Source organism: Tistrella mobilis, assembly GCF_039634785.1.
GTDB lineage: Bacteria > Pseudomonadota > Alphaproteobacteria > Tistrellales > Tistrellaceae > Tistrella > Tistrella mobilis.
Genome location: NZ_JBBIAB010000003.1, coordinates 326,972 through 348,612, shown reverse-complemented (window position 1 = coordinate 348,612; position 21,641 = coordinate 326,972). Strand labels below are relative to the sequence as shown.

Annotated in this window: 22 protein-coding genes; 11 read left to right on the top strand and 11 right to left on the bottom strand. The window is 69.2% G+C overall.

Translation table 11 applies throughout. From position 1 onward, the window contains the following. Positions 1 to 17: 17 nt before the first annotated feature. The 4 genes from WI697_RS06315 to WI697_RS06300 all read left to right on the top strand — a co-directional run bounded on the left by WI697_RS06315 (position 18) and on the right by WI697_RS06300 (position 3,760). Positions 18 to 1,361, top strand: coding sequence for an acetyl-CoA carboxylase biotin carboxylase subunit (locus tag WI697_RS06315; protein ID WP_345957840.1), 1,344 nt, complete (start codon positions 18 to 20; stop codon positions 1,359 to 1,361). Positions 1,362 to 1,410: 49 nt separating this feature from the next. Then, a complete protein-coding gene (locus tag WI697_RS06310) occupies positions 1,411 to 1,629 on the top strand; it encodes an acyl-CoA carboxylase biotin carboxyl carrier protein subunit (RefSeq protein WP_014748422.1) in 219 nt (72 codons plus the stop codon). Positions 1,630 to 1,772: 143 nt separating this feature from the next. Further along, entirely contained in the window at positions 1,773 to 3,311 is a 1,539-nt protein-coding gene (locus WI697_RS06305; RefSeq protein ID WP_345957839.1) for a flavin-containing monooxygenase, read from the top strand. A gap of 5 nt (positions 3,312 to 3,316) precedes the next feature. Beyond that, complete coding sequence (locus WI697_RS06300; RefSeq protein WP_345957838.1) at positions 3,317 to 3,760, top strand: DUF6314 family protein; 444 nt, start codon at positions 3,317 to 3,319, stop codon at positions 3,758 to 3,760. A gap of 34 nt (positions 3,761 to 3,794) precedes the next feature. Here WI697_RS06300 and WI697_RS06295 read toward each other — a convergent pair whose 3' ends face one another. Continuing rightward, positions 3,795 to 5,306 carry a PI-PLC domain-containing protein gene (locus WI697_RS06295; protein WP_345957837.1) on the bottom strand — a complete coding sequence of 504 codons (1,512 nt, stop codon included), beginning with the start codon at positions 5,304 to 5,306 and terminating at the stop codon, positions 3,795 to 3,797. Positions 5,307 to 5,446: 140 nt separating this feature from the next. Then, positions 5,447 to 6,838, bottom strand: coding sequence for an aminotransferase-like domain-containing protein (locus WI697_RS06290; protein ID WP_345957836.1), 1,392 nt, complete (start codon positions 6,836 to 6,838; stop codon positions 5,447 to 5,449). Between the two features lie 111 nt (positions 6,839 to 6,949). Between WI697_RS06290 and WI697_RS06285 the strand changes: the two genes are divergently transcribed. Then, the gene (locus tag WI697_RS06285; protein WP_385997755.1) at positions 6,950 to 7,813 is read left to right on the top strand and encodes a PhzF family phenazine biosynthesis protein; all 864 of its coding nucleotides are present in this window, start codon (positions 6,950 to 6,952) and stop codon (positions 7,811 to 7,813) included. A 606-nt stretch (positions 7,814 to 8,419) separates the two neighbouring features. Further along, on the top strand, positions 8,420 to 9,238 hold the full coding sequence (locus tag WI697_RS06280; protein WP_345957834.1) for a DUF4394 domain-containing protein: 819 nt from the start codon (positions 8,420 to 8,422) through the stop codon (positions 9,236 to 9,238). 196 nt (positions 9,239 to 9,434) lie between these two features. On the opposite strand, the gene WI697_RS06275 is transcribed toward WI697_RS06280, so the two are convergent. Beyond that, positions 9,435 to 10,103 (bottom strand): glutathione S-transferase family protein, encoded by a 669-nt coding sequence (locus tag WI697_RS06275; protein ID WP_345957833.1) that lies wholly within the window; start codon positions 10,101 to 10,103, stop codon positions 9,435 to 9,437. Positions 10,104 to 10,202: 99 nt separating this feature from the next. Between WI697_RS06275 and WI697_RS06270 the strand changes: the two genes are divergently transcribed. Continuing rightward, positions 10,203 to 10,823, top strand: coding sequence for a TetR/AcrR family transcriptional regulator (locus WI697_RS06270; protein WP_345957832.1), 621 nt, complete (start codon positions 10,203 to 10,205; stop codon positions 10,821 to 10,823). On the opposite strand, the gene WI697_RS06265 is transcribed toward WI697_RS06270, so the two are convergent. Beyond that, positions 10,811 to 12,058, bottom strand: coding sequence for a serine hydrolase domain-containing protein (locus WI697_RS06265; RefSeq protein WP_345957831.1), 1,248 nt, complete (start codon positions 12,056 to 12,058; stop codon positions 10,811 to 10,813). The two genes, WI697_RS06270 and WI697_RS06265, sit on opposite strands and share 13 nt — an antisense overlap. An 82-nt stretch (positions 12,059 to 12,140) precedes the next feature. On the opposite strand from WI697_RS06265, the gene WI697_RS06260 reads away from it, so the two are divergent. Further along, on the top strand, positions 12,141 to 12,788 hold the full coding sequence (locus WI697_RS06260) for a TetR/AcrR family transcriptional regulator (protein WP_345957830.1): 648 nt from the start codon (positions 12,141 to 12,143) through the stop codon (positions 12,786 to 12,788). A gap of 15 nt (positions 12,789 to 12,803) precedes the next feature. On the opposite strand, the gene WI697_RS06255 is transcribed toward WI697_RS06260, so the two are convergent. Beyond that, positions 12,804 to 13,418: an HD domain-containing protein gene (locus WI697_RS06255; protein ID WP_345957829.1), complete on the bottom strand. Its 615-nt coding sequence runs from the start codon at positions 13,416 to 13,418 to the stop codon at positions 12,804 to 12,806. A 268-nt stretch (positions 13,419 to 13,686) separates the two neighbouring features. Here WI697_RS06255 and WI697_RS06250 point away from each other — a divergent pair, with 268 nt between their 5' ends. The 3 genes from WI697_RS06250 to WI697_RS06240 all read left to right on the top strand — a co-directional run bounded on the left by WI697_RS06250 (position 13,687) and on the right by WI697_RS06240 (position 15,044). Then, a complete protein-coding gene (locus WI697_RS06250) occupies positions 13,687 to 14,082 on the top strand; it encodes a hypothetical protein (protein WP_345957828.1) in 396 nt (131 codons plus the stop codon). Between the two features lie 78 nt (positions 14,083 to 14,160). After that, positions 14,161 to 14,667, top strand: coding sequence for a DUF4864 domain-containing protein (locus tag WI697_RS06245; protein WP_345957827.1), 507 nt, complete (start codon positions 14,161 to 14,163; stop codon positions 14,665 to 14,667). Between the two features lie 32 nt (positions 14,668 to 14,699). Continuing rightward, positions 14,700 to 15,044, top strand: coding sequence for a class I SAM-dependent methyltransferase (locus WI697_RS06240; protein ID WP_345957826.1), 345 nt, complete (start codon positions 14,700 to 14,702; stop codon positions 15,042 to 15,044). 5 nt (positions 15,045 to 15,049) lie between these two features. Here WI697_RS06240 and WI697_RS06235 read toward each other — a convergent pair whose 3' ends face one another. The 6 genes from WI697_RS06235 to WI697_RS06210 all read right to left on the bottom strand — a co-directional run bounded on the left by WI697_RS06235 (position 15,050) and on the right by WI697_RS06210 (position 21,600). Further along, positions 15,050 to 16,225, bottom strand: a complete 1,176-nt coding sequence (locus WI697_RS06235) for an enoyl-CoA hydratase/isomerase family protein (RefSeq protein ID WP_062769099.1) — start codon at positions 16,223 to 16,225, stop codon at positions 15,050 to 15,052. Beyond that, on the bottom strand, positions 16,222 to 17,385 hold the full coding sequence (locus WI697_RS06230; protein ID WP_345957825.1) for an acyl-CoA dehydrogenase family protein: 1,164 nt from the start codon (positions 17,383 to 17,385) through the stop codon (positions 16,222 to 16,224). Before WI697_RS06230 ends, WI697_RS06235 begins: the two co-directional genes overlap by 4 nt. 3 nt (positions 17,386 to 17,388) lie before the next feature. After that, positions 17,389 to 19,173 carry a fatty acyl-AMP ligase gene (locus WI697_RS06225; RefSeq protein ID WP_345957824.1) on the bottom strand — a complete coding sequence of 595 codons (1,785 nt, stop codon included), beginning with the start codon at positions 19,171 to 19,173 and terminating at the stop codon, positions 17,389 to 17,391. A gap of 15 nt (positions 19,174 to 19,188) precedes the next feature. Next, a complete protein-coding gene (locus WI697_RS06220) occupies positions 19,189 to 20,088 on the bottom strand; it encodes an SAM-dependent methyltransferase (RefSeq protein ID WP_062769108.1) in 900 nt (299 codons plus the stop codon). A gap of 27 nt (positions 20,089 to 20,115) precedes the next feature. Then, the gene (locus tag WI697_RS06215) at positions 20,116 to 20,412 is read right to left on the bottom strand and encodes an acyl carrier protein (protein ID WP_062769111.1); all 297 of its coding nucleotides are present in this window, start codon (positions 20,410 to 20,412) and stop codon (positions 20,116 to 20,118) included. 192 nt (positions 20,413 to 20,604) lie between these two features. Next, positions 20,605 to 21,600, bottom strand: coding sequence for an acyl-CoA desaturase (locus WI697_RS06210; RefSeq protein ID WP_345957823.1), 996 nt, complete (start codon positions 21,598 to 21,600; stop codon positions 20,605 to 20,607). Between the last annotated feature and the right edge of the window lie 41 nt (positions 21,601 to 21,641).

Below are 21,641 nucleotides of genomic sequence, written 5' to 3'. Positions count from 1 at the left end.
CTGCCGGGGAAACGCCCATGTCTGCCAAGGTCCTGATCGCCAATCGGGGCGCGGTGGTGCCGCGCGTCATCGAAAGCTGCCGGCGCCTGGGGCTGGGCGTGGCGGTGGTCCATTCCGATGCCGATGCCGAGGGGGCATGGCTGGACCTGGCCGACGACGTCTATGCGCTGGGCGGCGAGACGCCGGCCGACAGCTATCTGTCGATCCCGAAACTGCTGGAGGCGGCGGCCGCCACCGGGGCGACCGCGGTGCATCCGGGCTATGGCTTCCTGTCGGAAAACCCCGCCTTCGCCACCGCGGTGCGCGCGGCCGGGCTCTGCTTCATCGGTCCCGATGCCCGCTGGCTGGAAGCGATGGGCCACAAGACCGGAGCCCGCAGGTTGATGGCAGGACAGGGCATGCCGATGGGGGCGAGCAGCGGCCTTCTGGGCGCGGACGCGGCCGAGGCCCGTGCCGCCGCCGATGCCATCGGCTATCCGGTGCTGGTCAAGCCCGCCCAGGGCGGCGGCGGCATCGGCATGCTGGCGGCGCGCGATGCGGCGGAACTCGACAAGGCGCTGGAGCGGGCGCGGACCATGGCCGCGCGCAGTTTCGGCTCGGCCGAGATCTATCTGGAGCGGCTGATGGAACGGCCGCGCCATGTGGAATTCCAGATCCTGGCCGATGGCCGGGGCGGGGCGGTCTGCCTGTCCGAACGGGACTGCTCGCTGCAGCGCCGCCACCAGAAGGTGATCGAGGAGGCGCCGGCCCCCGGGCTCGACCGGGCCGAGGTCGGGGCACTGGGCGATCGCATCGCCGGCATGATGGGGGCGCTCGGCTACGACAATCTCGGCACGGTCGAGATGTTGTGGGAAGAGGGCACGGGTTTCGCCTTCCTGGAGGTCAACACCCGGTTGCAGGTGGAACACGCCGTCACCGAGGAGGTGACCGGCACCGACATCGTCGCCGCCCAGATCCGCCTGGCCCTGGGCGAGCCGCTGGACCAGGTTCTGCCCCGACGGCCCGAGGCGCGCGGCCATGCCGTGCAGGCCCGCGTCTATGCCGAAGATCCCGTGCGCTTCCTGCCCTCGGCCGGCCGGCTGACCCGCTTCGTGCCCCCCGTCGCCGAGGCCGTCCGGGTCTATTCCGGCTATCGCGAGGGCGGCCGGGTGACGCCGTTCTACGATCCGCTGGTCGCCAAGGTGATCGCGCGCGGCGCCACCCGCGACGAGGCGCTGGACCGGTTGGATGCCGCCCTGGCGGGCTTCGTCATCGAAGGCATCCGGACCAACATCCCCTTCCTGCGCCGGGCCATCGGCCATCCGGCCTTCCGCGCCGGTCGGGTCCATACCGGGTTGACGGCCGAGATCCTGGCGTCCTGACCGGCCGCTTGAAGAGACTATCCCCCCAGAAGAAATGAGGAGACGTGCCATGGCTGACACAGTGATCCGCAGCGAGATCGCCGGCAAGGTGTGGAAGATCGAGGTGCCGGCCGGCGGCCGGGTTGCGGCCGACGAGCCGATCCTGATCCTGGAATCGATGAAGATGGAGATCCCGGTCAATGCGCCGGTGGACGGCACCGTAACCGAAATCCTGGTCGCGGAGGGCGACACCGTGGCCGAGGATCAGATCCTGGCGCGCCTCGGCTGAACTTTCCCGTCCCTCGGCTCTCGCATCTCTGGCGACGTCTGGTTTATGATCGTTCACGGATGATCGCGCCTCAGGATCAGGCTCTCTGATTTTTGGCGGAGGTTTCCGGACACGGCATCGACCGAGGGATGAGGGACGGGCAGTTGGCACGCAGGGTCGCGATCATCGGGGCGGGGCCCGCAGGTCTTGCCGCGCTCAAATCCGCGCGCGAAGAGGGGCTGGAAGCGGTCGCCTTCGAAGCCAAGGACCGGCCGGGCGGGTTGTGGACAGAACCCGGTCTGGTCTGGAACAGTCTCCGCACCAATCTGTCGCGCTACAGCTGCGTCTTTTCCGACCATCCCCACGACCGGACCACGCCGCTTTTCCCCGAGGGGCGGCGGGTTGCCGCCTATCTTGCCGGCTATGCTGCCCGTTTCGGCCTGGACGAGGCGATCCGCCCCGGCCACCGGGTGATGGCGGTGATCCCGCGCACCCCCGGTTTCCGCCTGATGGTCGAAGCGGACGGACGGATCGAGACCCACGACACCGATGCGGTGATCGTGGCCTCGGGCGTCTTTGCCGAAGCGCTGATGCCCCAGGGGCTGACGATCGGCGGGCCGGTGATGCATGCCGCCGCCTATCGGGACCCGGCCGCCTTTGCCGGAAAGCGGGTGGCGGTGCTGGGCAGCGCCTTTTCCGGGGCCGACATCGCCGCCGAGATTGCCGGGGTGGCCGAGCGCACGGTGATGCTGATGCGCCGGCCGGCCTGGTATGTGCCGCGGGCGGTGCCGGTGCTGCCCGAGGCAGGCTTCGTGCCGGCCGATGCCGGCGACGACCGCGTCCGTCTGCGCCTGCCGATGGATCTGGTGATCAATTCTCGTGCCCGGGCCCAGCGTCTGGCCGCGCTGGACGGGGCGACGGCCGGGCGGGAACGCTGGTCCTGGCTCGACGGCATCGCCGGTGATCAGCGCCTTTTGCACCCGCTGCTCGATGTGCCCGAGGACGATCTGGCGGCGCCGATGGTGATCTCGGATGCCCTGCCGGCGGCGGTGCGGTCGGGCCGGCTGGAGCTGGCGCGGGCGGCGGATTTCGACCCGGCCAGGCTCACCCTGCAGGAAGGCGGGCGCGAGAGCCGGTTCGACGTGCTGATCTGCGCCACCGGCTACCGCCCCTCCCTCGCCATGCTGGCCCCAGGCATTCTGGAGGCGATCGGCCACGACCCTCATGACCGGCTGCAGCCGGTTCTGCTCGGCCATTGCGTCTTCCCTGAGGGCGTGCCCGATCTGGCCTTCGTGGGCATGTATCGCGGCCCCTATTTCGGGGTGATGGAGCTTCAGGCCCGCTGGGCGGCGGCGGTGCTGGCGGGTAAACTGCCCCGGCCCGATCCGTTCGACCTGGAGCGCGCCGTTGCCGCGGAACGGGCGATCCGCGATGCCCGGCCGCGGCCGCAATTCCCCCATGCCGACTATCCCGCCATGTGTGATGCGCTGGCGGAAAAGCTGGGGGTGATGCCCGATCTGCTTCATGACGGCACAGCGCTCGGCCGCTTCCTCTGGCATGGACCGGTGCTTCCGGCGCAATATCGGCTGAGCGGCCGGCATGCCCGGCCAGACATCGCCCTCGGCACCCTGGCCGAAGTGGCGGTGCTGTTCGGTCAGGACGTGTTCGGCCACGAAGGGGCCGGTCGGCTGCAGGAGGACTGAAACGGGTGGATGTGGCGGCGGCCTTTGCAGGCCTGGCCGGGCTCTGGCGGCTGGCGCGAGAGATCCCCGATCAGGGCCGGATGAGCGGCGAGGCGGTGTTCACCCCCGGCGACGACCGCAGGGCGTTGCAGTATCGCGAGACCGGCACGCTGGAACTGCCCGATGGCCGCCGGCTCGATGTCTTTCGCGCCTATACCTGGCGGCTGCTGGGCGATGGCCGGATCGCGATCGATTTCGCCGACGGCGCCACCCCCGGCGCCCGCTTCGTCACGCTGGATTTCGCGGCCGATGACGCGGGCGGCCTGCAGGCGGCCGACAGCCATCTCTGCGGCGCCGATCTTTACGAGGCGACCATCCGGCTGAACCTGCCGCAGACCTTTTCCACCGACATCCGGGTGCGGGGACCGCGCAAGGATTATCGCGCGATCACCCGGTGCCACCGGTCCTGACGGCGGGCCCTGACCACCAGGACCGGTGCCCGGTTCAGTTGTCGTGGCGGTATTTGGACAGGCCGATCGCATGCGAGCTGAGGGCCACATCCACGAAATCGTTCTGGATCACCACCGGCATGTGGCAGGCGACCAGCCCTGCCAGCGCGTCGCTGCTCTGCAGCCAGGGATAGTTGACGGCATCGAACCAGGGCTTGGTGCCCTGCAGGATGTTGCCGAAATCGCTGTTGCCGATCACCTCTGCTGCATCGAGGATCAGCGGCGAGTACTGTATCTGGGTGTAGAAAGGCACCAATGCGCCGCTGGCGGTGTTCTGCAATTGCAGCAGCGTGTATTGGGCCCCACCGCCGGAACAGGCCTGCAGCGTGGTGGCAACGTCGCCGTTGACCGGTGTGGGGCTGTGGATTGATGCCTGATAGTCATTGTCGTTATAGCTGTCGTTGATGTCGGGAATGCCGTTCGGGTTGGTCGCGGATTTCTCCGCGCCATAGACCACGATCACCCGCTTGCCGGCGCCGACGACGGATTTCAGCGTCTGGGCCGAGAGGGTCGAGAGGTCATCGACCAGGCGATAGCCGATGCCGGCCGCAATATGGCGATCCAGCGCCGCGGTCAGATCCGTGCTGGAGATGAATTGATAGTAGCCGTGATCGATGCCGTTGCTCTGGATCCGCAGCACGACGATTTCGCCGGTATGTTCACCCAGGAAGCGCGAGACGTCGTCCAGCATGCCGGCAAGCGGCGCGCCGGGGATGAAATTGTGGATATGGGTGGTGTTGGTGTCGTTGGCCTTGGCATCGCCGATCGGATAGCCCGGGCGGATGTCGAAATAGCGGGTGCCGATGCGCAGCTGGTCGTAAATCACATCTTTCTGGGTCAGCGATGCGTTCTGAAGCGCGGTTATGCCGTACTCCGCCTCCTGGCACAGGAAGTTGAACTCGGCCGGCACGTTGGTGCCGCACACCCCTTTCAGATTGCTGGTGGCGGCGTTGCTGTCCGAAATCTGGAACATGCCGGCATCATGCGCGGCGGGCAGGAGCAGATCACCGAAGGTGATGCCGGCATAGCCGCTGCTGCCGGTCAGTTCCGCCATCCAGTCCGACTGGTCGTTGCCGATATAGAGATAGGCGGTGTCGTTGAACGGCATCGGCAGGTCGGTGATGCCATAATTCAGCACATAGGACGCATTGCCGTAGGTGAAGAACTGCGCCGCCTGCTGCGTGATCTGGGTACCCTCGATCTCATCATTGTAGAGATTGATCTGATAGGAGATTTCCCGGGCGCTGGTGTTGCCGGCCATGGCGTGGAAATTGAAGGCGCTGTGCGGTTCCAGATAGGTCGAGACGTCGCATGTGCCCGACTCTGTGGTCCCCATGAACTCGATGCCCGACGGCTTGTAGGGATAGGAGAGGGTGGTGTTGGACCCGCCGGTCTGCTCGCAATAGAAGCTTGGATGCAGCGTCTGGTTGTCGGTGTAGGCGGTGACGTCGAAATCCAGGCTTTTGGCATCGGCCGGGGCTGCCGGCAGGAATGCAGCCGCACCCATGACAGCTGCGGCCGCATGATGTCTGATCGATCCGCGCATGATGATGTCCTTGCAGGCTGTTGGGGCTCATCGTCCCATCCGTCGGGGGCCTGCGACGCATCATAACGTATAGTAGTCGTCACTTCTTCCCGTTATCTGGCCTAAACTGCAACATAGGCAGCCGGATCCGTGTCCCGTTCCTCAACAAGACGGGCGATGTCGTTGAGGGCGGTGGTCAGTGCCTCGGGCGATGGCCCGCCCAGGCAGAGGCGCAGGCCCGCAGGGGCGCCCGGGCGATCATCGACCATCGGTGCCGAGGGCGGGGTGACGCGGATGCCGCGGGTGGCGGCGGCCATTGCCAGGGCTTCGGCGCGCGGGCGCGGCATCGGCAGCCAGATGTGAAAGCCGGGTGTTTCCTGGGGCGCGACATGTTTGCCGAGCAGCCGGCGGGCGAGGGCGGTGCGTGCGCGGCTTTCCGCCCGCACGGCCTGCTCCACGGCCTCTGCGGTTCCGTCTTCCAGCCAGCTTTCCATCAGCAGGCAGCCGAGCGGCGGGGCCATGGTCGCGCCGGCGGCGAGCGCATCGGCCGCGGCTTCCAGGAAGGCGGGCGGCACCGCCAGGGCGCCGATGCGCAGCCCCGGGCTCAGGCTCTTCGACAGGCCCGAGACATAGAGGCAGCGATCGGGCGCGAGCGCGGTCAGCGGCGGCATGTCCCCGGCGGCGAAGACGCCATAGACGTCGTCCTCCACGATCACCGCATCATGGGCGGCGGCGACACCCGATATCGCCTCGCGCCGGGCGCGGCTCATGCTGGCGGCGGTGGGGTTGTGCAGGGTGGGGGTGATGTAGATCAGCCGTCGTCCCGGGCGCCCATCCCGCATCGCCGTGTGAAGGGCGCGGTCCAGCGCGTCGGGGCACATGCCCTGGTCATCGACCATGACCGGTTGCAGCCGGTGGCCGGCATGGCGGGCGATGGTGATGATGCCGGGATAGGTCAGGCTTTCGGTCAGGATCGTGCCCGGCCGGCCGCCGGTGGCGGTGGCGATCGCCACCGCCAGGGCATGCTGGGCGCCCGAGGTGAGCATCAGCCGCGACGGCGGCAGCTCCAGCCGGTCGCGGGCCAGCCAGCGCGCCATCATCGCCCGATGCTGCGGCGTGCCGGCTGATGGCGTGTAGCTGCCGAAACCCGACATGTCGATCCGTGCCGCCAGCCGGGCCAGAGAGGCACGAAGCGCCTGGGTATCGAGCATGCGCGGCGGTGTGTTGACGCACAGATCCACCGGCCCCGGGGGCTGGGCGGGCGGCACCGCCACGAACATGCCGCGGCCGCGTTCGGGCACCACCAGCCCGCGCCGTTCCAGCAGGGCATAGGCGCGGGTGACCGTGCCGAGGCCGATTTCCAGCCGCCAGGCCAGATCGCGATGGGCCGGCAGCCGGTCGCCCGGGGCGATGCGGCCGCGGGCGATGTCGTCGGCAAGCGCTGCGGCCAGCCGTTCGGCCAGCGCGCCGTCACCCGCAGCCAGGCGGGGGGTCCAGTCCGAGGGGCGGCGCATGGGTGTTCTGCCTTCCGGTCAAAAGTGTACCGTGACACTATCGGGATTGAGCATCAGGTGTCACCATCATACGGTCATCCTCAAGACAGCGGCAACCGGAGGGATGAGACTGTGTTGAAGCCAGAGACCGTGCTCAAGATTGCCGCCTTCACCCCCGATACCGCCGATGCCGATGGCGGCAATCCGGCCGGGGTGGTCTTTGCCGACAGCTGGCCGACCGAGGCCGAGATGCTGGCCGTGGCGAAGGCGGTCGGCTATTCCGAAACCGCCTTTGCGGTTCCCGATCAGGGCGGGGCAGCGGGCGGCTGGCGGGTGCGCTATTTCGCGCCGCGCCAGGAGGTGCCGTTCTGCGGCCATGCTACCATCGCCCTTGGGGCGGCGCTTGGCGCCCGCGTGGGGGCGGGGGTCTATGATCTTACCCTCAATGCCGGCCGGATCACGGTCGAGGCGATCCCGGAAGGCGATGGCTGGGCCGCGGCGCTGACCTCGCCGCCGACCTGGACCCGGCTGCCGCCGGCGGATTATGTGCGGCGCGTGCTGGAGGAATTCGGGCTGACGGATGCGGATCTGGACCCGCATCTGCCGGTGCGGCTGATCCATGCCGGCGCCAACCATCTGGTGGTGGCGCTGAAGGATCGCCGCCGCCTGTCGCAGCTGGGGTATGCCTTTGCGCGCGGTGCGGCGCTGCAGGCGGAACAGTCGCTCGCCACCTTCATCTTCGTGACCGCGGAAAGCCGCACCCGCTTCCACGCCCGCAACCCCTTTGCCATCGGCGGGGTCTACGAGGACCCGGCAACCGGCGCCGCGGCGGCGGCGCTGGCCGGCTATCTGCGCGACATCCGCTGGCTGGAGGAAGGGGCGATCCAGGTGGTGCAGGGCGAAGACATGGGCCGCCCCAGCCTGATCCACGCCAGCTTCGGCCCCGAACCCGGCAGCCCCATCCGCATCTCCGGCCTGACCGCCCCTATCGGCTGATCGCCCCAGCCGCTGACCGATCAGAGGCTCGATCTCAGCCATGCAGGCTCCGCTCCCGCACGCCCCGTGCGGGAACAAGCCGCCATTGCGGCGGCGGCCAAGGGCGCGGAGCGCCCGCCCGGCGAGGGCCAAACAGACTCCTCTCTCCCAAAAAAAAGGACGCCCGGGCCACCAGGGGCCGGGCGTCCGAGACGACATCCGTCACCGCTCACTCATGGGGGAGAGGAGGGGGACCGATGACGGATGAGCAACGGCGGCGGATCTGCCGGGGAGACGCAGCCTGCGCCGCCGAATTGCCAGTCATCAGGGCGTTCAACAGGGACCGGCTGTTTCCGACAGTGTCCGCCGGGTTTCCTGACCGATCCTTTCGTGAGCGCAGGTCTTATGTAGGGGAAAGTTTCCCGCGAGTCAATTGAACGTTTGAAATAATGCATTGCAAAATGTCCAACCCGGCCCGCCCGCCGGCAGCCCGGGCAGGCCTGGACGGAAAAATCCGCCACGACCGTGCATCCATCCCGACCGGTCGCAGCGTTGTTTCCCTGATGGGTGGAGCGGGACCCGATCGTCCCGCCGACGCCGCCCCCGAACGAGAGGGAGACGCCGACCATGACACGCTTTCAATACCTGAAGACCGGCGCCGTCCGGGCTGCCGCCACGGCCGCTCTGGCCCTGCCGATGCTGGCGATGATGCCGGGCATGACCACGGCCTCTGCCGGCACGCTGGTGGGGCTTGCGGGTGACAGCAGCCTGGTGCAGATCGACCCGGCCACCGGCAAGGTGACCGGCATGGTCGCGATTTCGGGCGTGCCCGGCCTGGTCGGCATCGATGTCCGGCCGGCGGATGGCCGGCTCTACGGCCTGGCGGGCGATGGCCGGATCGTCACCATCGATCCCGGCACCGGCGAGGCGACGGTGCGGGCGACCCTGTCGGAGAAGCTGTCGGCCCGCCATGGTGTGACGGTCGATTTCAACCCGGCCGCCGACCGGCTGCGGGTGATGACGCCCGACGGCACCAATCTCAGGGTCAATGTCGACGACGGCAAGGCGGTGGTCGATGGCCGGCTCGCCTATGCCGACATGCACAAGGGCGAGACCCCGAACATCGTGGCCGGCGCCTATACCAATTCGCGCACCGGCCGGAAGGCCGAAGCCACCGCGCTTTACGACATCGACGCCACGATCGGCGCCCTGGTGAAGCAGGCACCGCCGAATGACGGCGTGCTGACCGCGATCGGCCGGCTGGGCGTCACCGTCGACACCCCCATCGCCTTCAACATCGTCTCGACCGAGATGGGTGGCGAGGCCGGCTGGATGGTCAATGGCGGGGTGATCCACAAGCTGGATCTGGCCACGGGCAAGGCCACGCCGCTTCGCCTGGTGGATGGCGCACCGGCCCCCATCACCGACATCGCCTGGATGGAGTAGTCTTTGTGGTCCCTCGGCCCAAGCGGGTGCTTCCGCGCCCTTGGCCGCCGCCGCAATGGCGGGAGTCTTTGTGGTCCCTCGGCCCAAGCGGGTGCTTCCGCACCCCTTGGCCGCCGCCGCAATGGCGGCTTGCTCCCGCACGGGACCGTGCGGGAGCGGGGGCCTTCAGGGGTGACGCCGGGCTTTCGGGCGGGCGTCAGTCGGCATAGGCATAGGCGCCGCCGCGCTCCAGGGCGCGGCGGAAGGCCGGGCGGGCGTGGATGCGTTTCACGAAATCCTGCACGCGTGTGGCGTTGCGCGCGCCTTCGATGCGCTGTGCCGACACTTCGGCCGGGAAGCTCATCATGATGTCGGCGGTGGTGAAGTCGGGCCCGGCGAACCAGGGGCCGCGGGCGAGTTCCGCTTCCCAGAAGGCGAGGTTGGTGTTGAGCCGGGGGTCGACGAAGCCGGCATTGATCGCGCCGGTGATCTTGCGCGCCAGCGGCCGGATCAGCACCGGACTGCGAGCGGGTACCTGCATCAGCACCAGCTTCATCACCAGCAGTGGCATCGCCGAGCCTTCGGCATAATGCATCCAATAGCGCCAGCGCAGCCGCTCGGGCGTGCCGGCGGCCGGCACCAGCCGGCCATCGCCATAACGCTCCAGGATGTAGTCGACGATGGCACCGGTCTCGGCCACGGTGACGTCGCCATCTGTGATCACCGGCGACTTGCCCAGCGGATGCACCGCCTTCAGGCTGGCCGGCGCTTCCATGGTTGCCGGGTCGCGCTCATAGCGCCGGATCTCGTAGTCGAGCCCCAGCTCTTCCAGCAGCCAGAGCACGCGCTGCGAGCGCGAATTGTTCAGATGATGCACGACGATCATAATGCCTCGCCCCCTTGATCCTGTCTCTTGCCGGCGACTGGACCGGCCGCCCCTCATATGTTTACATCGTAAACATTAAGGCGAAGGAGAGGGACGTCAATGGGGGAGACGGGTGCGGCACGACAATCCCACGGCTATCATCACGGCGATCTGAAGCCGGTGCTGATCGCGGCCGCCCGCCGCCTGGTCGAGGCGGACGGCCATGACCGGCTGTCGCTGCGCGAGGTGGCACGCCAGGCGGGCGTCTCGGCCATGGCGCCCTATCGCCATGTCGAGAACCGCGAGGCGCTGCTCGCCGAGCTGGCCGCGCAGGGCTTTCGCGAGTTGGGGGCGGCGCTGAAAGCCGCGGCCGATCAGGGGGTTGATCCCCGGTCGCGATCATTGGCACAAGCGCAGGCCTATGTCAGCTTCGCCTGCGCAAATCCGGGCTTGTTCCGGTTGATGGTCGGGCCGCTCGATCCGGCCCAGAAACAGCTGATCGCCGCCGATGCCGAAGCCGCCCATGCGATGGGGGCAACCCCCGACATCGATCCCGATCTGGCTCGGGCGCGCTGGGCACTGGTTCACGGCCTGTCGATGCTGATCATCGACGGCCGGCTGGCCATCGCGCCCGGCGACACCGTGCCGGCCATCGTGGCCCGAACGGTTGCGGCCCTCTGGCCCGAGGGCGGGACTGGTGAGGGTTGGGTTGGTCAGGGCGGGGCCGGTCAGTCGGCATAGATCGCATCGCGCAGGGCATCCGGGAAGGCCCCGGTCATGCCGGCGAGGGCGGTGTTGGTCATCGCCACGACGGTCAGCTTCCGGACCGGATCGACGAACCAGGAATGGCCATAGGCACCACCCCAGGCCCATGTGCCCGGGCTTTGCGGGCTGCCGGCCAGGACCGGATCGGTCAGCACCGCGGCGCCGAGCCCGAAGGCCCAGCCGGGGCCGCTCACGTCCAGCGGCAGGTCGCCGGTGGACGGGCGGGCGAAAGCCGCCGCCATTCCGGGGCTCAACACCCCGCCGCCGCCGGTACGGATCGCTTCCAGCAGCGCCAGGACATCGGCGGCGGTCCCCGCCATGCCGGCACCACCCGATGGCCAGGCATCGGGATCGAGGATCCGGCCCGGCGCGTAATGCACGGCGCTGCCGCCGAAGGGCACCGCCTCGGCCGCCGCCATCCGCCGCGGGACCCTGCCTTCGGGACCGTCCATATAAGCCACCGCCAGCCGGGTGGTGTCGGCGACGGTGAAGCCGGTGTCTTCAAGGCCGAGGGGCGCGGTCACCTTCTCGCGGACCACATCGGGCAGGGGGCGGCCGGTCGCCGCTTCGATCAGCCCGCCGGCAACATCGATCGCCAGCGAGTAATGCCAGGCCGCACCCGGCCGGTTGCGCAGCGGCACCAGGGCCAGCCGGCGCAGGTTTTCGGCCAGGGTCAGGCCGGGGCGATCATCCAGGCCGTCCGAGATGCCCGCCCGGGCATAGGGGCCGTCGGCCGGCTGGAAGAAACCGTAATCGAGCCCGGCGGTGTGGCTGAGCAACTGGCGCAGCGTGATCACCGGCCGGTCGCCATCTGTGGTTGCCGGCTGGAAACCGGGCAGATGGCGAGTGATCGGCGCGTCGGGATCCAGAACCCCGTCATCGACCAGGGCCAGCGCTGCCGCCGCCACGAAGGGCTTGCTGACCGAGGCGAAGCGGAAGATCGCATCCTCGCGCATCGGCAGGCCCGCCTCGCGGTCCAGATGGCCGGCGGCGCGGCGATGGACAAGCCGGCCGTCCTCGGCGACCAGGACCACGGCACCGGCGATCCGCCCCTCGGCGATCGCCGTGTCGACCACCCGGTCGATCCGGGCGCCCAAGGTCTTGTGTCCCGTGGTCCTGTCGGCCTTGGTCTTGTCGTCGGCTGCGGCCGGCGTCAGGGCGAGGGGGAGCGTGACCGCCGCAAGGGATGCGGCGACGGACAGGCTGCGCATGGCGCTTCTCCATTTTAATAGCAGTCGCTATATTAATGAGCAGATGCCTGTCCCCGCGCAACAGAAATATATATCGATCGCTATGAAAAACCCGTCATCCCCATCCCCGGCCCCGCGTCAGGGCCGTGGCCGCCCGCGCAGCTTCGACCGTGATGCGGCCCTGGCACGCGCCATGCGCCTGTTCTGGGAACGGGGGTATGAGGGCACCTCGGTTGCCGACCTGACCCAGGCGATGGGCATCACCCCGCCCAGCCTCTACGCCGCTTTCGGGTCGAAGGAAGAGCTGTATCGCGAGGTGATGGCGGCCTATCGTGCGGGGCCGGGGCTGTTCACGATCCGCGCGCTGGACGAGGAGCCCGATCCCCGGGCGGCGATCCGGCGGTTGCTGCGCGAAACCGCCATCGCCTTCACCGATCCCGGCCAACCCGCCGGCTGCCTGATCTCCACCGCCCTGATCACCTGCGCGCCCGAGCATGATGCGGTGGCGGCGGAGACCGCACGGCTGCGCCGCGATACCATTGCGGCCATCGCCGCCTGCATCCGCCGCGGCATCGCTGCCGGGCGCTGGCCTGCCGGAACCGATGCCGGGGCCCTGGCCCGGCTTTACGGCGCCGTCATCCAGGGCATGTCGATCCAGGCCCGCGACGGCGCCGGGCGCGACGAGCTGCTGGCCATGGTCGATCAGGCCATGCCCGATCAGATCATGCCTGATCAGGTCATGCCCGATTGAGGCGGTGGCGGATCATCACCCCTCCGAGCCGGTGCGCCTGGGCGGCGGGGTCACCTCCGCCATCCGTGCGCGGGTGTCGGCATCGACCAGGCGACGCAGCCGGGCCAGCAGCGGGTGACCCTCGGCATAGCGACGGCCGTAATCCAGGTTGAAGCCGTGATCGAAATCGGGGGCGGTGGCACCCTGATTGTGCTGAATGATGGTTTCCATCTTGTCGAGCGCCTTGACCAGCCGGGCCTCCGGCGTGGCGGCCGCCTCGTAATCATCCCAGAGCGCCAGGAATTCGGCGCGGCGTGCGGCATCCAGCGGTTCCATCAGGGTGATCAGGTCGGCGCGTTCCTGCGCCGCCTTGTCCGGTCCGCCGGTCTGCCGGATCGCCGGCACATCGCCGCCGATCGCCTCGCCCAGATCGTGGATCAGGCAGAGCTTCAGCACGCGCAGCAGGTCGACCGGCTCGCCATCCCGGCCCAGATCCGGGCCCAGCACCATCGCCATCAGGGCCAGACGCCAGCTGTGCTCAGCAGTGCTCTCGTGACGGCCGGAGGCGGTGTAGGAATTGCGCAGGACGTCCTTCAGCTTTTCAGTCTGACGGATAAAGTCGAGGCAGCCATGAAGCTCGGCATCGGTCATGTTTTCCTGTCCGTTCCGAAGGTGGCCGCAAGAGCTGCGGCCTCGGGTGGGACGACTATATATGGGGAGCGTTTCCGGTTTCGTCGCGGGTCATGATGCGGCCACATCGATGAAAGCCTCATGACAAAGCCTCATGATAAGGGGGGCATAACGTCATCGTGATCATTACCTCCGGCATAATCGCCGGCGGGGGATCGCCGGTGTCTGATGGGGGCAGGACGGCGGGCAAGGGGCCCCGTCCGGCACTGCTCCCTGAAGGAGACCCGTCATGACCGTCAACCCGACCCTGCTGCGCCGCGTGCTCTGGTTCGATGCCCTGAGCGGGCTTGGCATGGCTGCCCTGTTCCTGATCGCCGGCGGCCCGGTCGCCGAACTGACCGGCCTGCCGCGCGGGCTGCTGACCGCTACCGGTATCGCCCTGGTGGTGATCGCGGGCGGCATTCTGCTGATTGCGACGCGCGATCCGCTGCCCCGCGGGGCGGTGCGCACGCTCGCCATCCTGAACCTGCTCTGGGTCGTCGACAGCATCGCCCTTCTGGTTCTGGGCTGGGTGGAGCCGACGGGCCCCGGCTATGCGCTGGTCATCGGCCAGGCGGTGGTGGTGGCGGTGCTGGTCGAGCTTCAGCTCCTGGGCCTTCGCCAGCCGCGCCTTGCAACCGCCTGATCACCCTGGATCTTCCCCCGCGGCACCCCATGTCATGAACATGGGGTACGCGCGCGGCGACAGGGGGGAGGCCCGGAGATGTCCCGTCAGCAAGGCTTGCCGGCCATCGGCCGGGGATGGATCAAGATCGCGGCATCGCTGCTGATCGGCACGGCGCTGGTGGTGGTTGCGGCCGATCACCCGCGGGCGGATCATCCGGCCCGGACCGCGGCTCCCGTGGCCGTGGCGGCCGATGCGGCCGAGCGGTCGGCGGTGATTGCCGCCATCGACCGCCAGCTTGCGGCGCTGGCCCGCGACGATGCCGCCGCGGCGTTCGCCATGGCGGCACCCGCCCTTCAGGCGCGGTTCGGCACGCCCGATCGCTTTCTGCGCATGGTGCACCATGCCTATCCGGCCGTGATCCGGCCCGTGCGGGTGGATTATGGCCCGGCCTGGCGCCTTGCCGACGGCCGCTTCGTGCAGCGGGCCATGCTGCAGACCCGCAAAGGCGGGGTGGTGATGGCGGTCTACACGCTGCAGATGGTCGACGGCCGGCACCGCATCACCGGCTGTTTCCTGTTCGACACCCCGGCCGAGGCGGTCTGATCCGAGCGCCGCTGCCGCGCGATCCCCGGCCGTTGACCTGCCTGCTGACCCTGCATTTCCTCGACGCGGCCGAACGCCGGCGGACGGTGGCCGGGATCCACCGCCGCCTGGTGCCCGGCGCGCCGTTCGTCGCCGCCCATTCCAGCTTTCCGCAAGGGGCGGCGGAACGCGATCTCTGGCTGTCGCGCTATGCCGCCTATGCGGTGTCGATGGGCGTGGATGTCGAACAGACCAACGGTGCCCGCGAAGCGGTGCGCCGCAGCCTGATGACCTTCGACCCCGCCACCGACACCGCGATCCTGGAGGAGGGCGGCTTCCGCGACGTCAGCCTGTTTTTCGCCGCCTTCACCTGGCGGGGCTGGGTCGCGACCGCCTGAGCCGCTCAGCCGCGCGCCTTCCGCCCGGTCCAGTGCCGCTCCAGATTGGCGACCAGCGCCGGGCTCAGATGGCAGACCGCCACCTCGCGGGTATAGGTCGCAAGATAGGCGCGGAACAGGTCCAGCGGTTCCTGGGCCACCCGGAAGGCGCGGCGGTTGCCGGCGATCGAGACCACGCCGCCATCGACCAGATCGGCCGCCACCTCGTCGATCGCGGTCTCCAGCCCGTCGGGTTCGGCCACGCGGTCGATCAGCAGCCGGGCTTCGGGCTCGTCCACGCGGATGGTGCGGCCGTTCATGATGATCTGGCGGGCCAGCCGGTCGCCCATGATCCGCGGCAGGCGCAGATTGGTGCAGCCCGGCACCAGCCCTTCCTTGCGGGCGGGCACGTTGAACCAGCTGCCGGCCTCTGCCACCACCGCGTCGCAGACCAGCAGCGCCTGGGTGGCGGCGCCGATCGCGAAGCCGTCGATCACCCCGATCCAGGCCTTCTCGCGCGTCTCGGCCAGTTCGTCGGGCAGGCGGTCGGGGGCCGCCAGGCCGCGGAAGACCTTGGCGACCCAGCCCATTTCGCGCTCGATATACATCACATAGGGCACGCGGCCCTCGTAGAGATCGGTGAGGTTCAGCCCGGCCCCCGCCAGCCGGCGCCCGGCATAGCGGGGATGGTCGACCACGCCGCCGCGCAGGATGCAGGCGGTGCTCTCTTCGTCCAGCAGGGCGGCATCGACCGCATGTTCCAGCGCGTCGATGGTGGGCACGTCCTCGGCATTCAGCCGGCCGGCATTGCGGTTCTCCACCACCAGCAGCCGGCCGTGCCGTTCCACCCGGACCAGACCCAGATCCAGCACGCCGTCCCGGGCGAGCCGCGCGGCATTGGCGGCGGCCTCGGGGCGGGGCAGCTGCATCGCATGGCAAAGATGCAGGCCGCGGGCGCGGTCGGCGAAGATCGCCTGCAGGAACAGCGCCTGGGCCATCTCCACCCCGGTCTTGGCCGAAAGCGGCCGGGCGGCTTCGGCTGCAAGGGTCTGCGCATCGGGCAGCAGCTCGGGGGCGGCTTCCGCCCCCGCGGTCAGCAGCTCCCCCACGCGCAGGAACCGGCTGCCATTGCCGGTCAGGTGGTCGTAGAGCGCGCGGGCGTCGATGGCGCGCCGGGCGTCGAGCGGCCGGGTATCGGTCATTGCGGGGACCCCTTCAATGTCGCCAGGCCGCGGGCGACGATTTCCTTCATCACCTCGTTGGAGCCGGCATAGATCCGCTGGGCGCGGGCATCGACATACATCTGTGCCAGCGGGTGTTCGGCCATGTAGCCCGCCCCGCCGAAGACCTGCAGGCAGGCATCGACCACCCGGCCCTGCATCTCGGTGGTCCAGAGCTTGGCCATGGCCGCGGTTTCGGCGTCCAGCCGGCCCTGAATGATGCGGGCGATGCAGTCGTCGACCAGCACCCGGCCGGTATGGGCTTCGGTACGGGCATCGGCCAGGGCGAAGCGCAGCGCCTGATGGTCGATCAGCGGCCGGCCGAAGGTCTCGCGGGTCATGGCATGGTCGACGGCGAGCGCCAGCGCGCGCTCGGCAAAGGTCACCGCCTGCACCGCGATGATCAGGCGTTCATAGGCCAGCTGCGACATCAGCTGGCCGAACCCCAGACCGTCGGCCGCCCCCAGCCGGTTGGTGGCCGGCACGATCATGTCGTCGAAAAAGAGTTCCGAGGTGTCCTGGCCGCACTGGCCCATCTTGGCAAGCCGTCGGCCGCGGCGGAAGCCGGGCAGGTCGTCGGTTTCCAGCACCAGCAGGGTGATGCCTTTCGCGCCCGCTGCCGGGTCCACGGTCGCCACCAGCAGGATCAGATCGGCCGAGGCGCCGTTGGAGATGAAGGTCTTGGAGCCCGAGACCAGATAGTGGTCCCCCTGCGGCCGGGCGGTGGTGCGCACCGCCTTCAGATCCGATCCGTTGCCGGGCTCGGTCATGGCGATGGCGCCGATGCGCCGCCCGGCGGCAAGGTCCGGCAGCCAGCGGCGCCGTTGTTCCGGCGTGCCATAGGCGCGGATATAGCCCGCGCAGCATTCATGCACGCCCTTGCAGAAGGATGTGTCGCCGATCCGCGCCAGCTCTTCGTAGACGATCGCCTCGGTCGCGAAACTGCCGCCGCCACCGCCCAGATCCGGGTCGTGCTCGGTCAGCAGCAGGCCCATCGCACCCGCCGCCGTCCAGGCCTGGCGGTCGACGATGCCCTGCGCGCGCCAGGCGTCGAGCCGGGGCACGAATTCCGTGGCCAGAAAGCCGCGCACGGCATGGCGGAAGATGCGCAGCTCCTCTTGCGCCGACCAGGCGGGCTCCATCCGTCACGCCTCCGCGGCTTCGGGTTGGCGGACGGGTTCGCGCGCGGCGCTGTCCCAGAGCGGATCGAGCAAGCCCGCCAGCAGCCGGGCGCGCATCTCGCGCCGCCGGATCTTGCCCGACGAGGTTCTGAGGATGGTGTTGGGCCTCAGGATCACCAGCCGGTCCAGACGCAGTTCCAGGGCCGCCGCCACCGCTTCGACCGCATCGGCGAAGATTTCGGGCCCGTTCAGGCGGCGCATGCGCTCGCGCTCGGCCTCGATCATCGCCACCACCGTCTCGCCATCCGGTCCATCTACCGACACCGCAGCCGCGGCGCCGGCGGCAAGATCGGGGCAGGCGGCGGTGATCGCGGTCTCGACATCCTGCGGGTAGTGATTGCGGCCGCGGATGATGATCAGTTCCTTGATCCGGCCGGTGACGTAAAGCTCGCCGTCGATCCGGCAGCCCAGATCGCCGGTGCGCAGCCAGCGGCGGTCGTCGCCGGGCAGGCGGGCGCCGAAGACCTCGTCGGTCAGCTCAGGGCGCTGCCAGTAGCCGCGGGCCAGGCTGGTGCCGGTGACCAGGATTTCCCCGATCCGGCCGTCCGGCAGGGTGCGGCCGGTTTCGGGGTCGGCGATCGCGACCGCCAGCCCCTGGCCCGGCTGGCCGCACCTCACCAGCCGGCGGGGCGGGGTGATGGCACCCGCGACCGGCGGCACCACCCGGCCCAGATCGAGCGCGCTGCCGTCCACGTCGATGACCGGCGGCGCGATGCCCTGGCTGCCGCCCGAGATCATCAGCGTCGTCTCGGCCATGCCATAGCAGGGATAAAAGGCGTCGGCACGGAAGCCGTAGGGGGCGAAGGTGGCGGCGAAGCGCTCCAGCGTCTCGGCCCGGACCGGCTCGGCGCCGTTATAGGCGACGCTCCATGACGACAGGTCCAGCCCCTCGCAGAGATCGGGGCGGAAGCGGCGCACGCACAGGTCGTAGCCGAAATCGGGGCTGCCGGCGGTGGTGGCCTTCCAGTCGGAAATCGCCCTGAGCCAGCGCATCGGCTTCTGCAGGAAGGCGGCGGGCGCCATCAGCACCGACGGAATGCCCAGCCAGAGCGGCTGAAGCAGGTTCCCGACCAGCCCCATGTCGTGATAGAGCGGCAGCCAGCCGGCGAAAACCGTTTCGGGCCCATGGCCCATGGCGCGGCGGATCAGCCGCTGATTGGCCGCAAGCGCGCCGTGGCTGACCATCACCCCCTTGGGATCACCGGTCGAGCCCGAGGTGTATTGCAGGAAGGCGAGATCGTCGGGCCCGACGGCGGGTGCACGCGGCAGCAGGTCTTCGGGCAGGGTCGCCATCTCGTCGGTCGCCAGAATCCGGGCGGCGGCGATGGCGCCGGCCCCCTCGGCGCCGGCCTCGGCAAAGCGGGGTTCCAGCTGGGCGCGCTGGTCCCCGGCGATCAGGATCACCCGGGCGCCACAGCCCGAGACGATGGCCCCCAGCCGGTCGAGCGACTGGTTGCGGCGCGGCGGATAGGCCGGCACCGCAACCAGACCCGCAACCAGACAGCCGAAAAAGGCTTCGATGAACCCCATGCCCGGCTGATGCAGCAGCAGGGCCCGGTCTCCCGGTTCCGCCACCGCCAGCAGGCCGCGGGCGATCGCCCGGGCGCGGGCACCGAGCCCGGCATAGTCGATCCGGGCCTGTTCGCGCTCGCCATCGGCCAGGAAGACATAGGCCAGCGCGTCGCCGCGGTCGCGGGCCAGGTCTTCAAGGCGGTGGACCAGGGTGGTGGCGGTGGTATCGGCGGTCATCGATGCCCCCTTCGCTCAGCCGGCCTTGCGGAAGCCGATCCGGGCCAGGTTCATGGCGCCGGTGTGGAAGCCGATCATGAACACGCCGCAATACTTCTCGAACCGATCGACCACGGCGGGACCGACGATGGCTTCGGCCGCCGCGCGATTGGCCCGAAGCCCGTCGAGCCAGCTCTGGAAGGTGCGGACATACATCTCGCGGTCGCACCGCAGGCGCTCCACCTCGAACAGGCGGTCGCAGCCTTCCATGATCTCGTGCAGGCGCGGCAGGTCGCTGTCGGGGAAGACTTCGGCGGCGCAGAAGGCGCTGAAATCCGCCTTGGTCGCCCGGCCGTAGACGATGGTCTGGATCGACATCCGCCCGCCCGGCTTCAGCCAGGAATGGGCGCGTTCGAAGAAGGCGCGATAGCCGGCCTTCTTCTCCGCCTCGGTCGAGTCCAGCCGGGCGAAATGTTCGAAGGCCTCCAGCGACACGATCGCGTCATAGGGCGCCTCGGGCTCGAACCCCGCCCAGGGGGTCAGGGCGACCTCGAGCCTGGGGTCGCCGAAGCTCGTCACATGGGTGCGATGGGCCTCGGTCATGGTCATGCCGGTGACGTGGCCTGCGCCGCGCTCCGCCAGCCGCCGCATCATCGAACCCCAGCCGCAGCCGATATCCAGCACCCGCTCCGCGCCGGCGGCATGGGCCTGATCGATGTGGAAGTCCAGCTTGCGGGTCTGGGCGGCCAGGAAGCCCGCCGGATCATCGGTATCGCCGGCCTCGTAGAGCGCGCAGGAATAGGTCAGCGACGGGTCGAGCCACAGACCGAAGAAGTCGGTCCCGATGTCGTAATGCGAACGCAGCGCATCCGACGACGTGCCGGGGTGGCCGCCGGCGGGGCTGGTGGGATGGATCTGGTTGGTATCAGGTGACATGGCGCGAACTCCGGTCGGGGCACGGCCTCAGCCGGCAAGGGCGGCTGCAAGATCCTGGACGGTGGGGTGATCGTAGGCGAGCGTGGGCTCCACCTTGCGGCCGAGCCATTCTTCCAGCTCGCCGGTCATCGAAACGACGGCGAGCGAATCGACGCCCATGCGCTCGAAGCGTTCGGTCCGGCGGATTTCGGAGCGATCGCGGCCCAGGCGGTCGGCCAGATAGTCGACGAGCCAGGCCTCGATAGCCGCGGCATCGGGGCGGGTGGCCGCCTGGGCACCAGCGGCGGCCTGCTGGGCGCCAGGAAGCGTGGTCTGGGTGTTCATGGAACAAGTCTCCGGCTGCGGGCTGCGCCCGGCGTTGGAAGGGTCAGAGAGGCTGGAAAACACTCAATCTTGGGTTGATATGCGCATGATATACGCTTGAGACCAGAGAAAATTTCGCGTCCAGCGCGATAATTTCTGATCAGGCCACCCGGGGTGAGATGCGGCCGCAATCAGGGCGGCCGGGCGGGGCATTCAGGCCGTCACGCGGTCGTCGTCGTCGACCTGCATGCCTGCGGCGGCTGCGGCGCGCTTGGCGCTTATGCTCTCGGGCAGGGGGCGGCGGACATTCCAGGCAAGCCCCACGGCTTCCAGGCTGCGGATGATCCACCAGCCGATATCCACCTCCCAGACCGCCAGGCCGAAGCGGGCGGAGGTGGGGAAGGCATGGTGGTTGTTGTGCCAGGCCTCACCCAGGGTCGGCAGGGCGATCGGCCACAGATTGGTCGATGTGTTCCGGCCGCCGAAGGGCCGGGTGCCGATCATGTGGGTGAGCGAATTGATCGCATTGGTGAAGTGGTAGCTGAGGGTCAGCCGCACCGCGCCGCCCCACAGCAGGCCCAGCACCGCGCCCTGGATGCCGCCGATGGCGAGCGCACCCGCGAGCGCCGGCAGGATCAGCCCCAGGGCCACCCACCACAGATAGCGCTGGTTGATCCACATCAGCAGCCGGTCGCGGGTCAGGTCGCGGGTCACGGCGAAGACATCCGCCGGGCGGTGGCTGAAGGTCCAGCCGGCCTGGGCGTGCCAGAACCCTTCCCAGCGCCCCAGCTGCCGCCCGTTCGCGATCCGCGGGCTGTGCGGGTCGCCGTCACGGTCCGAACGGATGTGATGGACCCGGTGATTGGCCGCCCAGTAGATCGCCGGTCCCTGGGCCGCCATGCAGCCGAGCACGGCGAACACCGCCCGCAGCCATGGCGTGGTCTCGAAGGCGCGATGGGCGAACAGCCGGTGCAGCCCGACGGTGATGCCCGCATAGGTGGCCATATAGGACACGAGCAGAATAATCAGGGCCGCGGCCGGGACGCCGCCGTCATGGACGGCGAGGCCGATGGCGATCAGGCTGCCGATGGCCGGCAGCACCAGGATCGCGAAGGCGTGGCGGGCCTGGGCCCGCCTGAGGCGCGGATCCAGACCGCTCCCCGCTTTGGGGCGGACCGATCCACTGGTCGGCGTGTCAGACGACATCATCCCCCCTTCGTCCGCATCCGTCTGCCGGCTGCGGTCGTTGC

What these genes read in the sequence shown, in the direction of transcription:
- WI697_RS06250 (WP_345957828.1), top strand. Translation starts at nt 13,687, where the DNA reads ATGACCGTCAACCCGACCCTGCTGCGCCGCGTGCTCTGGTTCGATGCC.
- WI697_RS06275 (WP_345957833.1), bottom strand. Translation starts at nt 10,103, where the DNA reads ATGATCGTCGTGCATCATCTGAACAATTCGCGCTCGCAGCGCGTGCTC.
- WI697_RS06225 (WP_345957824.1), bottom strand. Translation starts at nt 19,173, where the DNA reads ATGACCGCCGATACCACCGCCACCACCCTGGTCCACCGCCTTGAAGAC.
- WI697_RS06245 (WP_345957827.1), top strand. Translation starts at nt 14,161, where the DNA reads ATGTCCCGTCAGCAAGGCTTGCCGGCCATCGGCCGGGGATGGATCAAG.
- WI697_RS06255 (WP_345957829.1), bottom strand. Translation starts at nt 13,418, where the DNA reads ATGACCGATGCCGAGCTTCATGGCTGCCTCGACTTTATCCGTCAGACT.
- WI697_RS06295 (WP_345957837.1), bottom strand. Translation starts at nt 5,306, where the DNA reads ATGGGTGCGGCTGCATTCCTGCCGGCAGCCCCGGCCGATGCCAAAAGC.
- WI697_RS06315 (WP_345957840.1), top strand. Translation starts at nt 18, where the DNA reads ATGTCTGCCAAGGTCCTGATCGCCAATCGGGGCGCGGTGGTGCCGCGC.
- WI697_RS06220 (WP_062769108.1), bottom strand. Translation starts at nt 20,088, where the DNA reads ATGTCACCTGATACCAACCAGATCCATCCCACCAGCCCCGCCGGCGGC.
- WI697_RS06230 (WP_345957825.1), bottom strand. Translation starts at nt 17,385, where the DNA reads ATGGAGCCCGCCTGGTCGGCGCAAGAGGAGCTGCGCATCTTCCGCCAT.
- WI697_RS06260 (WP_345957830.1), top strand. Translation starts at nt 12,141, where the DNA reads ATGAAAAACCCGTCATCCCCATCCCCGGCCCCGCGTCAGGGCCGTGGC.
- WI697_RS06210 (WP_345957823.1), bottom strand. Translation starts at nt 21,600, where the DNA reads ATGATGTCGTCTGACACGCCGACCAGTGGATCGGTCCGCCCCAAAGCG.
- WI697_RS06270 (WP_345957832.1), top strand. Translation starts at nt 10,203, where the DNA reads ATGGGGGAGACGGGTGCGGCACGACAATCCCACGGCTATCATCACGGC.
- WI697_RS06280 (WP_345957834.1), top strand. Translation starts at nt 8,420, where the DNA reads ATGACACGCTTTCAATACCTGAAGACCGGCGCCGTCCGGGCTGCCGCC.
- WI697_RS06290 (WP_345957836.1), bottom strand. Translation starts at nt 6,838, where the DNA reads ATGCGCCGCCCCTCGGACTGGACCCCCCGCCTGGCTGCGGGTGACGGC.
- WI697_RS06215 (WP_062769111.1), bottom strand. Translation starts at nt 20,412, where the DNA reads ATGAACACCCAGACCACGCTTCCTGGCGCCCAGCAGGCCGCCGCTGGT.
- WI697_RS06265 (WP_345957831.1), bottom strand. Translation starts at nt 12,058, where the DNA reads ATGCGCAGCCTGTCCGTCGCCGCATCCCTTGCGGCGGTCACGCTCCCC.
- WI697_RS06310 (WP_014748422.1), top strand. Translation starts at nt 1,411, where the DNA reads ATGGCTGACACAGTGATCCGCAGCGAGATCGCCGGCAAGGTGTGGAAG.
- WI697_RS06235 (WP_062769099.1), bottom strand. Translation starts at nt 16,225, where the DNA reads ATGACCGATACCCGGCCGCTCGACGCCCGGCGCGCCATCGACGCCCGC.